Below are 13,353 nucleotides of genomic sequence, written 5' to 3' on the forward strand. Positions count from 1 at the left end.
AGATAATCAGAAAAAAAATTGATAAATGATTTTTTATCTATCGCCAACTAATAGAAAGAAAAAGATAAAAGTAAAGAGAGACCTAAAAATTTAATTTTCAGGTCTCTCTTTACTTTTTTGATTAGAACATTTTTAACAGATACTAAGTAAATCCGGTTGACCACTCGTTTGGATCAGAGGTCCAGCCCTCTATAAGTGAATCTTCCCTAAAAACTTGTTGAGTATCATCAGCCGATTTGTGAAGATAAATCTTTTCATCTGGATAGTAACAAGTATCTTCTTTTTCGGTGGTTCCGAAGTCTAATATCACTAAATCCTCTGAACCAGTATTAAAAAAAGTATGAGCAATTCCCAAGCCAGCTGGCTTAGAAAAATAATCATTCGATTGTACCAAAATCTCTTCCTCATTCACAATAAGTGTTCCTGTTCCAGAAAGGATAAAGAAGAATTCTTCTTGCTGTGAATGACTATGATACTTCGTACTTTTCTTCATTGGCGGCACAATATCCATATTGGCATATACCTTTTCGCTGCCAACTGATTTTCCTAATTCTTTCGTCACTAGTCCAAAGTCATCTGTCCAAACAAATTTTTTGGCAATTGAATCAGTGTTTCCCACTCTTTTCATAGTTCACCTCACTAACTCTCTAAACGAAAATCAAGGGATTCTCTAACGATTCCATTGATAATCAACGAAATTGTATGAACACCTTCATTATGCTGTCTTGTACTTCTGTCTATAAATGAATGAGTTTTTTCGTATAACTTTCTCTCATCTTTTTTTAGAGAGGTTTCGGAAATCTTAAAAATTTTTCGACTTCTTTTACCATTTTTTTTAACAAAATCAATCGCATATTCTATTCTGACCTTTGTTGCATTCATTGTAAAAAGTTTAAAAGAGAACGTTACTGACTCCCCTATTGAGATTTCAGATGCATTTAACGAAAAATTCTCAATTGAAATTGACGTACCATCATTGTAACCAAAAATAATAAGTGCCTCTCGAATACCTTTTTTTAATAATGTTCTGCAGCCTTGCTTAACAACCCAATCGGTAACTTCATTCTCGCCATACCATTTTTTAGCCAGTTCAGTCACTAGTTCAGGATGTGTCTTTGAAATATCGTTCAGATTATTTGCTATACTCTTTTGAACATGCGTAGATTTATCTGCTCTTAGACGCTCTATAATTGGAAGAATAGGAGAAGGATCGTTTTTAAAATTAGGCAAAGATTGTGCCCATGGTAATTGTGGACGACACCCTTCGCTCGCTAACCTTCGAACTAACTCATCTTCATCGTTTGACCATTCATACATCTGACTCATCATACGCTCTTCATTATTAATAATAAAAGGACGAACAGCAATTTCTGAAGATGCGTAAGGAGTATATCTTGCCAAAGCGGCCATTGATGTTTCCCAGTTCGCCTCATCCTGACCGTAAAGCTCGATAAAAATAGGGAAGAAACCTGCAAATCCGCTTACCCAAGTCCCATAATGTGGGATTACCTGATCAATAACTCTGATGGCTTCCTGATAATCGGCTGGTAGATAACATCCCAGTTTTTTACTGATTCGATAAACTCTATCCTTCAGCTCTAAATCATTCCATGTCTCATCAAATATGGAGTCTAAAAACTCTTCGACTTGAAAATCACGATACACAAGTTGAATATCCTCAGCTAGTTCTTCTAATGCTATGCGATTATAACGATCCTTTAGTAAGTTCGACATTCGTTGCTCCTCTCATAAGCTCGGCATTCATTTAAATTAGTTATAGATATTATACCCCTTACATTTACTAGAGAGTCAATGAACAATCACATATAAGAATAACTTCGCTGTCTCAAGTCTTAGATAACAACTCAATCTTCAGCTACAGAAAGACTACTAATTTAGTATTGTAAAGTGAAAAAAAGAGATCAAACTTTATTAGCTCAATCTCTTCTTTAAATAGTTATTATTTGGAAAGTTTTGTTCTTAATCTGTGGGATTACAACTTTAGAGTTTTTTCGTAAAGAAAAACCGTTTTTGCGTAAGAGGATACTCATGCAGTGTAAAGGCTTCTTGATATCCATGCTTTTTGTAAAATAATGGAGCTTGAAAGCTAAATGTATCTAAAAAAACAAATTTGCACCCTCTTTTTTTGCCTGTAGACTCGGCCTCTTCTAGAATCTGACTTCCAATATGCTGTCCCCTTAATCGTTCATCTACCCATAAAAATTCTATCATTAGCCAGTTACCATGTGTCTCTCCAATAAGACCAGCAATGATATTTTCTTGCTTATCTCTTAAGTAAATACCTAGTTCCTTTGGATTTTTGTCTTCAATTCTGGCAAGGTTGTATTCCACCAAACCATCTAAGATTTCAGCTCTATCGTTTTCTTCAATGTGATCGGTAATTTGAAAATCCATCAGATCCTCCTAACTATATATTATCCATTCTTGTAAATTGAATAATACAAGGATATCATTCAATTATTCCATGGTCAGCAAAAGTGCTTTGAAAAGACCACTTAGTACTGGTCCAAAGAGATATTGAGCGGACAGAAGTTCAGAATATTCAGTTGGGATGATTAATAAAAATAAAGTTCCACTAGTATCTAAGAACCGTTTTGCACTCTCTCTTTCACAGTTAGAAAACCTTCTCATATAGATTTATTACTGAGGAGCCGAGTAATTAACTGAACTTTTCTTGATAGATACCACTTGTTGATACTTGGGGCAAACATGATCGCCAAAATAATAATGTAAAAAAAATCTTCAATCAGACCTTTCGACAGTCCATTCAACACCTTTTTAATAATCTACCGACCATTCATGAAATGATCGGTAGCGATTTTCTTGTGTAGAACCCCTTTTTCTTCCTCTAAGAACCTAAGATCGGCAATACGTAATCTTGATTGTATTCAAATCCCGAGATTATTTCTTTTGAATCCGTGATGATTACCATCACCGTCGCATCTTTTCCTTTGTCCTCAATCATGTTCAAATTGATTGATCCGATGACTTGTCCTTGTTGAATTGTTTCGCCTTCTTTGATCATCAGGTTGAATGGCGCTCCATTCAATTCGACCGTATCGATTCCTAAATGAAGCAATAATTCCATTCCATCAGTGGTGACGATCCCAATAGCATGTTTGGTTGGTGAGATCATTTTGACGACACCTGAGACTGGGGCTTTGATGGTTTCTTTACTTGGCAAGACCGCGAAGCCCTCCCCCATCATTTTGCTGGCAAAAACTTGATCATTCACTTCCGTAATAGGAATGATTTCCCCTTCGATCGGTGAATAGACTTTGCTATTTTTAACGCTTTCTTGCGTCTTAGCAACTTTTTTGACAGCATCACTTTTTTTGATAACAAATAAATTTGTCAGGATAAACGCTAGAGCAAAAGTACCAATCCCAACAAGTACATAAGTAATTACTTGATAAGGTTCGTAAATATACATCAATGGTGAAAGTAAAACGGCTAATCCATAACTGTTAGCTTGAATTCCTAACAACGAAAGAACCATGCCGCCAATTGCTGAGCTGCCTAACATAACTAAGATCGCTTTCATTCCTGTCCGCATAACCACCCCAAACAAAGCAGGTTCACTGACTCCCAGCATTTGCGTAATCGTCGCTGAGATTCCGGCTGTTTTGACTGAACTGCTTTTTGTTCGCAAGGCAATCGCTAAACAAACCGCCGCATTCGCAAAACCATACATCGCACAAACGGTAATCAATGGATTAAATCCAGTTGTAGCGATCAAAGAGGTTTCAATCATGATAAACATATGATGCATCCCGGTCATCACCGCGATTGGATACAAGAACCCGATGATCAATCCGCCAATACCCAATGGCAGATGCAGGAACATTTCGATAACTTTCACCGCTTGCCCCTCAAAGGCATGAACGATTGGCCCTAAGACAAATAATGCCACAAATACTGAGACAAGAATTACGACAAACGGTGTGAAAATCAAATCCATTGCATTAGGCATGATTTTCCGCAGTTTTTTCTCTAAAGTCGCACCGATCATCCCAGTGATCAACGCTGTCAAGATCGACCCTTGATAGCCAACTAATGGAATCACCCCAAACGCCATGATCGGCTCAGCCGTTCCACCAGCAACTGCATAAGCATTTGGCAATGCCGGTGAAACCAGCATTAACCCAATCAAGAAACCGATGATCGGCAATCCGCCTAACTTTTTAAAGGCTGACCAGCAAATAAATGCTGTTAAAAACCCGAATGCTGTATCCGTCAAAACAGTCACTGAAGCGCTCAACCATTCTGGAATGCTGTTGGGAGTCAAGCCCATCGCATTAAGAACGGTTTCATTGAATAGTACGCCCTTCAATCCAAGAAAAAGTCCAGTAGCACCCAAAATTGGAATAATCGGTACAAAGATATCCGCAATATTTCTAACCGCCCGTTGCAGGGGTGAAGAGTCGTCCTTCGCCATTTGATCCTTCGATACTTCGTTAAATGAATAGAGCGATTGCAAAGCATCATAGACTTTATTGACGATACCTGTCCCTAAGATGATTTGATATTGGCCAGCGTTATAAAAGACCCCTTTGACTTCTTCCACTTGCTCCACCTGATTGTCGTCAATTGCTTTACGGTCTTTTACTTGCAGACGTAGACGAGTCGCGCAGTGCGTAGCAGAGACAATATTGTCTTCTCCTACGACTGCTACAAGTTTTTTAGCGATCTCTTGATAGTTTGATTTAGTCATGGTTTCCACCCTTTCTGATAACAACGGCTTGGTATGCTTGTAATACTCGTGCCCCGTCTTGCTCTTTCAACTCAGAATAATTGTTCAACAATAATTCTCCTGAAGACTCGATTTTCTGTTCTTGATTACTTAGATTGACAAAAACTTGAAGCGTTTCATCCCCACTTCGTTCATACCCGATCACTGCGTCCGTTGTATTTAATGGAGCGAACTGACCATAAATCAACGTATCTCGGTAACTAGAATGATTTCGTAATTGAATCATTTGTTTGTAGTAAGAAAAGACCGAATTCGGACAATCAATCTGATCATTAGCATTCACTTTTACTTGATCACCCGTCAATTTTAACCAAGATTTATCCGAATTGCTAAACCCTGCATTCGTCGAGCTGTCCCATTGAAACGGCGTGCGATTGTTGTCTCTTGAACGTTGATTGACAAAATTCAATGCTTCTTCTTCAGAAAAGCCTTCTAATAATGAGCGATGATAATTATCAATACTCGAAACATCATTGAAATCCTCAATCGTTTTCCGTTGAAAGTTTTTCATTCCGATTTCTTGTCCTTGATAGATAAACGGCGTGCCTCGTAGGAAGAAGAAGAGTGTCCCCAGTGCCTTAGCACCTATCTCATTTTGGTAACGTTCATCCGTGATATATTTTGACAACGAACGAGGCTGGTCATGATTTTCTAAAAAATTGGCTCCCCAGCCGCTCGCTTGAACAGCCTCTTGACTCTTGAATAACAATTTTTTTAAATCCTGCGGCTGCCAATTTGTTCGGCGGAACCATTCACTGCCATTTTCCACATCGATGTCCGCGTAATGGAAATCAAAAATCATATTGAAATAACCGTTTTCTCCGATATATTGATCATATTGGTCGTAAGGGACACCGGGCGCCTCACCCACACTCACACATTCATATTTTTGGAAGGTCTCGCGATTCAATTCCGCTAAAAATTTCTCGATCCCCGGGCGGTTTCGCGTCTTGTGCTTCACGCTGCCTAACCCATCGCTGCCGTCAACCTCAGCATTGCCGTAATCTTGATCTTTTTTGACAAAGGTAATGGAATCGATTCGAAAACCAGCTATTCCCTTTTCCAGCCACCAATTGATCATTTCATAGATTTCCTGTCTTAAAGCTGGATTTTCCCAATTTAAATCAGGTTGCCTCTTATCAAAGGTATGGAAGTAGTACATGTTGTCCTCATTTGGAACAGGTTCCCAAACACTGCCGCCGAAAATTGAACGCCAATTATTCGGTGGATTCCCCGCCTCGCCAGATTTAAAGATATAGTAATCACGATACGAACTGCCGGAATCCGCTAAAGCCGCTTTAAACCACGCATGCTCATCAGAGGAATGATTAACCACCAAATCAAGGATCAACTTAATTCCTCTTGCTTTGGCTGCCTCGATCAATTCCGTTAGATCCTCCATCGTGCCAAATTCTGCTTGTATACCTTTATAATCGGCTATATCGTATCCATTATCAACCATTGGCGAAGTAAAAATTGGGCAAATCCATATCATCGTCACTCCAAGTTCTTCCAAATAATCTAGCTTTCGAGTGATTCCTTTGATATCGCCGATACCGTCGCCATTACTATCATAAAAACTCTTTGGATAGATCTGATAGACGACTTCTTCTTTCCAAAAATTCTGTTCCTCATTCAGCCATTGTCTTTCTTTTAAAATCATTTCCATTTGATTTCTCTCCTTTTGTGGTATCGATACCACATTTGTTTCAAAAAAATCTGCTTAAGCAGATTTCCGTATAATTAAGTTTAGTACTAATTCAGACTCATCTAATTGATACTCTTTTTCTTCCATTCTGGCAATCAGCCAATTGGTCGATTCTCTTCCTAACGCTTCGACTGGTTGGGCAATCGTTGTTAAAGGTACAGCCAATATTCCCGTGAATGGCTGATTATCAAAACCCATGATCGCTAAATCCTCGGGCACTCGCTTGCCCTGCTCCAAGTATCGCTCTAAAATCCCGCTGGCAACTTCATCACTGCTGGTAAATACTGCGTCGGGGCGATTTTCCTCTGGCAACGACAATAATTTATCCGCTACCTGTTTGCCATCTTCGATCGTGTGCATTTGTTTAAAAATCCAATCAATTTTCATCGGCAGCTTGTGCTCATTCAGCGCACGTTCAAATCCTTCAGTACGAGAATTTCCGTGCCCGCCTCGAGTCAACGTACCACCTGTGCAATAAGCAATTTTATGATGGCCCTTGGAAATCAAATATTCTGTCGCAGCAAAACTAGCTGTTTCTTGATTCGTAAAAACCTGCGGCAAATCTGCACCAGGAATTTGTTCATTGCAAAGAATGATCGGACCATATTGCTGATAGTCCTCGATTACTTTCGGATCACCCTCGATCGAACACATGATCAATCCAGCAATAACCTGCTGCTTCATCATTTCAAGCATGTTTGTTTCGGCTTTCTTATCATCATATGTCTGCATCACCAAAACATTATACCCATGGGATCGAGCACTCTTTTCGATAGAATCCACCAGATGCGAAAAGAAAGGATTGGCAATGCGTGACACTAGAATACCAATCATCGTTCCTTTTTTAGAGCGCAGCTGTGTCGCCACCGAACTTGGTGTATAGTCCAGTTCCGCCATGGCTGCCTGAATTCGTTTCCGTTTATCTTCAGAAATATAGGGATGATGATTCAAATATCTCGAAACTGTCGAAACAGATAGACCCGCTTTTTTTGCTACATCCTTAATGGTTGCCATTCTTTCACCGCCTTGTGGTATCGATTTCACATTTATCATACGACGCTTACTTACATTTGTCAATATGATTTTTATAAAAGAGTTTTTGTTCACGGAAGCATTTGAATTTGATTACCTTAAAATCGACCTCCTATATATTTATACCCTGACTAGCTCCAACAAAAAGAGAACGATTCTAAAATATCAGAACCGTTCTCGATAGCACTATTATTAAAACAGAACGCATTTTACACTTCGTAATCGACTGAACCTAAACCGGCTTCTTCTTTGGTCAATTGCTTAATCCCGACATAATACCAAATACCTGTCACCAACGCAGAGACTCCATCTGCAAATGGTGCGGCATGCAACAATCCTGTCATTCCCCATTGTCGTGAAAATATCAAGATCGCAGGAATCAGCAAAATGATTTGACGAGTCAATGTTAAGAAGATTGCCGAACGAATTCTTCCGGTCGCTTGGAAAAAATTGGACGCGACAATTTGAAAGCCGATAACTGGTAAAAATAGGAACCAAGCTCTTAGTGCCTGACTTCCGAATTCGATCAGTTCAGGCTCTCGATTAAATAGACTGACGAGCAGCTCCGGCATCAGTCTGGTCATTATCCAGCCAATCACAACGATTGTCGTTGCTGTCAGTATGGCTAGCTTTTGTGCTTCTTTTACTCGTTGAAATTTTTTTGCACCGTAATTGAAGCTTACAATCGGTTGAGCCCCTTGGACCAAACCGGTAATCGGCATCAAAAGGATTGTTTGTACACTGTTTACAATCCCCATACCTGATACAGCAATATCACCGCCGTAGACCAACAAGTTCATATTTAATACGACATTCAACAAACTATTTCCTAATTGTAATAAGAAATTAGGCAGTCCCAATGTAGTGATTCGTGTCGCCACAGGTAACTTAAGCTGCATATTTTTTAATTGAATTTGATGATGGCTTCTTCGACTTAAAAAATAAGAAAGAATCCAAACCATCGAAATGAATTGCGACAAAATCGTTGCTAGAGCAGCCCCCGCCATTCCCATATCAAATAAATAAATGAAGACCGGATCAAGAATGATGTTGACGCCCGCTCCCATAAACATAGTGACCATCGCCAATTTTGGTTGGCCATCCGCGCGAAGGAAATTATTCAACCCTAAACTAACAATTTGGAAAATCGCACCAAAGAAAATAATGCGCATGTACTCCGTTGCAAAAGGCAGAACGGTCGCACTAGCCCCAAAAAGCTGGAGAATCGGCGCTAAAAAAAGCTGCCCTAAAATCATAAAAAGCAGTCCGCTCAACAGAAGTAAGGAAAATGCATTCCCAAGCGCTTGTTCCGCCTCGCGTGGTTTTTTCTCTCCAAGTTTCATTGAAAAAAGTGTGGCTCCACCGACACCAAACAGCAATCCGATGGAAAGCAGAATGATCATAATAGGAAAACCGATCGTAATCCCTGCCAAACCATTTGCCCCCAAATCTGGAGCATTACCAATATAAATTCGATCGACTACGTTATATAATGCGTTGACCATCATACCAATAATTGCCGGAATCGAAAACTGCATTAATAAATGCGATACCTTCTCAGTCCCTAATGGATTTGTTTCTTCCATATTTTTTCTCCTTTTTCATATAATTGAACTCCCGTGTGATCAATTTCGATCATTAACTAGGAAATGTTGAATGATCGTCCTTATTCAGCTCATAATTCTCTACTTTTTCAACAAGCTCTTCCAGCATTTTAAAAACAGATTGGCGCTTTTCTTCATCAAAACCTTCCATTAATATCTCATTCCAGTCTAAAAGCCGACTCCTGATACCTTCTCTGAGAGATATGCCTTCCTTCGTTAAAGAAACCCGATTACACCGTTTGTCTGCTGGATCCTTTTTCTTTTGTACGTACCCTTTTTCTACTAATGACTGAACCGTACGAGTCATTAAAGCCTTGTCCACCTGTAAATAATGAGTGATCTCTTCTTGTGTCACGCCAGGGTTATTATAGAGAAACATCAATACCGGTTGCTCCGTTGATGTTATGTTATAAGGCTTTAAAGCGGCATTCACATAAATCTGATTCTTGCGATATAAGATCGAAATCAATCTTCCAGGAACTTTATCCATGTTTACCTCCTAATATAGTTGACTTATCAACTATATTAGAGAATGACTGTTGACATGTCAACCATTATTCGAAATTTCTGTTGAACTCGCATAATATTCAACTATCTGTGAATCATGTCAATGATCTAATAGAAGCGAATACCAATTTTGTGTCTGATAAAACATACGCTTACTCGAAGGATCAGAATCTATGAGAACCAAAAAGTACAATCTGATTGCGATTTCAATTACTACTATCTTTATTCTTTTATTATTCAGCTTGAAAAATACCTTAGTAAATGCTTCCCTAAATTACTTCTTGATCATTGGCCTTTTCATGACTCTTTTAACTGTAATCATGGGGTTCATAATTATCCCTCCCGAGCAGAAAAATTTGCATGTACCAGAATATTTTGGTTACGGAGCAGCGGTAAATCCGCGAAATAAAACAGGGCTAATCATATATTCCGTACTGATAACAGCCTTATTGACAGCAATAGTTCTATTATAAAAAGAACCCTCGAGTTTTCTCGAGGGTTCTACTGATTATTTGAAATTCTTGCTGCTAATTCTTGTAGGAAGGGTTCATAATCAACTTTGGAAAAGTCTGAAACATCAAATTCAGTTACGCTGCCTAATTGAAAATTATTGTAACCGCGTGTTTCAATAATTTCACGAAACGCTTCTTTTGTAATTAAATCATCCGCTTCAGTGCGATCAGTCAATTCGTCGCCAAAATGATAATGGGTCATAATGTGGCACAGGTGGCGATCCGGTTCAACATCGCGAATCTTTCTGCGAGCCCAAAGGACATCAAAGTCTGCGACCAGTCGGATAGTGATTGGTTCATAGTCATACTTCTCGGCTAAACCCTTTAACTTACTTTTTTGCTTGTCGCTAAAAGGATACTCTGAGACAACGATTCGTTTTCCAGCAGCCATATAAAGTGACAATGCATCGTAATAAAATTTCCAAACCTTCTTTTCTAACGCTTTTTTTTCATCCGCACTATCAAAACCAATTTGATCAGCTAGAATTTCCTTTCCTTCATCCGGCGTGATCAGAAAAAAATCTCCCAATACACGCCGCATTTCATTGATTAGATAAGATTTTCCCGTTGCTGGACTGCCTGCAATCAAAATCAGGTATTTTTTCATCTTACTTTTGAATTGTCAAAGGACTATCAACATTCATAAACAGACTAATTTTATGTTTGACGATTTCTTTGACCGCTAAATTCGCCGGAATAACATTATGACGCAGTGATTTGTTCACTTCTGTTTCTCCAAAGGAATCCTTCGCTACTTTTGTCCAATTAACCAACAGTTCTGTCCCCACATTGAATTTCCGAATTCCATTATTGATCAGTTCAGGATAATCCTCTTCTTTTACCCCAGTTCCACCATGAATAACTAATGGCACATCTACTACTGCATGAATCTCCTTCAATAACGGAATATTCACTTCGGTTTTCGATTTGAATTGTCCATGATTCGTTCCAATTGCGATCGCCAACGCATCAATCTGAGTTTGTTTAACAAATTCAACTGCATCAGCAGGCTTCGTATAAACTTTGTCATTTTCCGCTACAGAAATTCCTTCCTCGGTTCCGCCGATCGTACCTAACTCGCCTTCTACAGACACGCCATTCGCGTGAGCATATTCAACAACTGCTTTTGTTTTGGCAATATTTTCTTTAAAAGGCAAATGCGAGCCATCATACATCACACTTGAATAGCCTGCGTCGATCGCCGCTTTGATTTCATTGAAATCTCTGGCATGGTCCAAGTGTAAAGCGACATCTACCATCTCTGTATTGGCGATTTCCTTAACTACTGCCACCATCACATCATAGCCAATATATTTTGCCGTATCAATACTCGTCTGAATGATAATCGGTGAACCCATTTCTTTAGCCGCCCGAATCATTTCCGGCAGCATTTCTAAGTTGTGGGTGTTGAATGCTCCGATTGTCATGTTCAATTCTTCTGCAATTTGTGTTACTTCTTTTAGTGTTTTGTACATTTTCCAATACCTTCTTCTCTTTTAATTAGTTACCCGCTGATCGTTACTTTTTTCGCTATCTGCCGCATCTCATCCATTTTTCCCATGTATTTCTCAATACCGGCATCATTGCCATTTCGAGCAGCTTCCGCACGTTTTCCATTGTAAAGACTCATTAATTTCTTATACCCGTCGCCAATAGTCAGTTTATAGTCTAAACTCTTTTCTAAACTTTCGATCGCAGCATCTACTTGCTCCAACTTTGCATAAGTCAAACCCAATTTTTCGTACAGACTAGCCAATTTCTTTTCTTCCGTTGAACTTGTCTGCTCGACCTCAGCGATTTCAGCTAACAATCGCTGATTTTCTTTTGTTAATGCTTCTTTTTCTTCAAACGAAAGTTCCGTTTTCTCTACTTGTTTTTGAAGCGGAGACTTTTTCTTTAAAAAACCAAACATATTATGTCCTCCTTAAATTAGAACATCTTCAAAATCGGACTAAGAATCCAAGCGTAAAGCAGCGCAGCAGCGACGGTATCAACATCTGTCGCAGTGGCATTTACAAAGCCCATTTGATTAAATATCGTGACCAAGAGTGCTGGTAACAAGGTGATAAAGAATCCGTGGGCAATCCCACCGATAATCGCACCGCGGCGTCCGCCTACAGCGTTTCCGAAGATTCCCGCAGTTCCGCCGGCGAAGAAATTGGTTAACATTCCTGGTAAAATCATCGCTAAACCAAACGTTGGCAATAAAAACATAGCGATGATTGTTCCGATAGTAGTCGTAATAAACCCTAAAATAACCGCGTTAGGCGAATAAGGGAAGAAGACTGGACAATCTAGTGCAGGAATAGCATTTGGCACAAGTTTCATTGCGATTCCGCGGAAGGCTGGCACGATTTCACCAAGTAATAAGCGAACCCCCGAAAGTAGGACATAAACTCCAACTACAAATTGAATCGCTTGCAGAAAAGCGAACATCAAATAATGTTGCGCCCCTGGATCACCAACTCCAGGACCTGCAAAGGCAGCAGTAATAATATATAGCGGAACCATCACAACCATCACTGACAAATACGTATCTTGCAAAAACTCAAAAGATTTTGGTAAATTCATGTCCTCGATCGATTTTTTATTCTCGCCGCGTTCACCGAAAACATATGCCACACCCGCTTCAAACATATAACCAATGGTACAAAAGTGACCTAACGCAATATCATTCGAGCCTGTAATCTTACGAATGATCGGCTGTGCGATCGCTGGCATCGCCACCGCAAAAATCGCTCCGACGATACTTCCGACAACAATCAGCACTACTCCTCTTAATCCAGAAAAATAACCAAAAACCGTCGTCATTGTCGCCATCCAAAGAATCGCTTGGCCTGTTAGGAAGATATATTTCCATTTCGTAAAACGAGCGATCAGAATATTAACAATAAAAATACCTAGAAACGTCAATGCAATGTCGCGACCTAAACCTAATTCGTTCATTGCCTGCCCATTAATTGCTTCGATCGATGGAATAATCCCTTGCATATTAAAACCAGCGGTAAAAATTTCGCCGAAATAAGTCAGACTGCCAACAATAATACTAGAACCAGCACTCAATACTTGGAAGCCCAGCAACGTCTTCAAGGTTCCAGAGATTACTTGCCCAGCCGATTTTTTCTGTAAACACAACCCAAGCATCGCGATCAAAGCAATCGTGATCGATGCCTGTGTCAAGATATTCTCGATGATGAAATTAACTACTCCCATTTG

Annotated in this window: 13 protein-coding genes; 1 reads left to right on the forward strand and 12 read right to left on the reverse strand. The window is 39.5% G+C overall.

Translation table 11 applies throughout. The features are described from left to right. Window positions 1-142: 142 nt before the first annotated feature. From PGP85_RS02915 to PGP85_RS02950, 8 genes are all read right to left on the reverse strand, one after another. Entirely contained in the window at window positions 143-628 is a 486-nt protein-coding gene (locus tag PGP85_RS02915; RefSeq protein WP_270326018.1) for a cupin domain-containing protein, read from the reverse strand. Between the two features lie 11 nt (window positions 629-639). Beyond that, the gene (locus PGP85_RS02920; protein ID WP_270326019.1) at window positions 640-1,734 is read right to left on the reverse strand and encodes a DNA alkylation repair protein; all 1,095 of its coding nucleotides are present in this window, start codon (window positions 1,732-1,734) and stop codon (window positions 640-642) included. A 267-nt stretch (window positions 1,735-2,001) separates the two neighbouring features. Beyond that, entirely contained in the window at window positions 2,002-2,415 is a 414-nt protein-coding gene (locus PGP85_RS02925) for a GNAT family N-acetyltransferase (protein WP_270326021.1), read from the reverse strand. 454 nt (window positions 2,416-2,869) lie between these two features. Next, entirely contained in the window at window positions 2,870-4,735 is a 1,866-nt protein-coding gene (locus PGP85_RS02930; protein ID WP_270326023.1) for a PTS beta-glucoside transporter subunit IIBCA, read from the reverse strand. Further along, window positions 4,728-6,443: an alpha-glucosidase gene (locus PGP85_RS02935; RefSeq protein WP_270326025.1), complete on the reverse strand. Its 1,716-nt coding sequence runs from the start codon at window positions 6,441-6,443 to the stop codon at window positions 4,728-4,730. Before PGP85_RS02935 ends, PGP85_RS02930 begins: the two co-directional genes overlap by 8 nt. A gap of 54 nt (window positions 6,444-6,497) precedes the next feature. Next, window positions 6,498-7,496: a LacI family DNA-binding transcriptional regulator gene (locus PGP85_RS02940; RefSeq protein ID WP_270326026.1), complete on the reverse strand. Its 999-nt coding sequence runs from the start codon at window positions 7,494-7,496 to the stop codon at window positions 6,498-6,500. A 227-nt stretch (window positions 7,497-7,723) separates the two neighbouring features. Further along, the gene (locus PGP85_RS02945; protein ID WP_270326027.1) at window positions 7,724-9,100 is read right to left on the reverse strand and encodes an MATE family efflux transporter; all 1,377 of its coding nucleotides are present in this window, start codon (window positions 9,098-9,100) and stop codon (window positions 7,724-7,726) included. Between the two features lie 52 nt (window positions 9,101-9,152). Next, window positions 9,153-9,608 carry a MarR family winged helix-turn-helix transcriptional regulator gene (locus tag PGP85_RS02950; protein ID WP_090405646.1) on the reverse strand — a complete coding sequence of 152 codons (456 nt, stop codon included), beginning with the start codon at window positions 9,606-9,608 and terminating at the stop codon, window positions 9,153-9,155. A gap of 190 nt (window positions 9,609-9,798) precedes the next feature. On the opposite strand from PGP85_RS02950, the gene PGP85_RS02955 reads away from it, so the two are divergent. Next, window positions 9,799-10,098 carry a hypothetical protein gene (locus PGP85_RS02955; RefSeq protein WP_270326030.1) on the forward strand — a complete coding sequence of 100 codons (300 nt, stop codon included), beginning with the start codon at window positions 9,799-9,801 and terminating at the stop codon, window positions 10,096-10,098. A gap of 28 nt (window positions 10,099-10,126) precedes the next feature. Here PGP85_RS02955 and PGP85_RS02960 read toward each other — a convergent pair whose 3' ends face one another. Genes PGP85_RS02960 through PGP85_RS02975 form a run of 4 tightly spaced genes read right to left on the reverse strand, consistent with a single transcriptional unit; the run spans window position 10,127 to window position 13,350 of the window. Next, a complete protein-coding gene (locus PGP85_RS02960; protein ID WP_270326032.1) occupies window positions 10,127-10,744 on the reverse strand; it encodes an AAA family ATPase in 618 nt (205 codons plus the stop codon). A 1-nt stretch (window position 10,745) separates the two neighbouring features. Next, on the reverse strand, window positions 10,746-11,612 hold the full coding sequence (locus PGP85_RS02965) for a class II fructose-bisphosphate aldolase (RefSeq protein WP_270326034.1): 867 nt from the start codon (window positions 11,610-11,612) through the stop codon (window positions 10,746-10,748). 29 nt (window positions 11,613-11,641) lie between these two features. Beyond that, the gene (locus PGP85_RS02970) at window positions 11,642-12,049 is read right to left on the reverse strand and encodes a tetratricopeptide repeat protein (protein ID WP_270326035.1); all 408 of its coding nucleotides are present in this window, start codon (window positions 12,047-12,049) and stop codon (window positions 11,642-11,644) included. A 17-nt stretch (window positions 12,050-12,066) separates the two neighbouring features. Continuing rightward, window positions 12,067-13,350 (reverse strand): PTS sugar transporter subunit IIC, encoded by a 1,284-nt coding sequence (locus PGP85_RS02975; RefSeq protein WP_090405657.1) that lies wholly within the window; start codon window positions 13,348-13,350, stop codon window positions 12,067-12,069. Between the last annotated feature and the right edge of the window lie 3 nt (window positions 13,351-13,353).

The organism is Enterococcus malodoratus (assembly GCF_027659535.1).
GTDB lineage: Bacteria > Bacillota > Bacilli > Lactobacillales > Enterococcaceae > Enterococcus_A > Enterococcus_A malodoratus.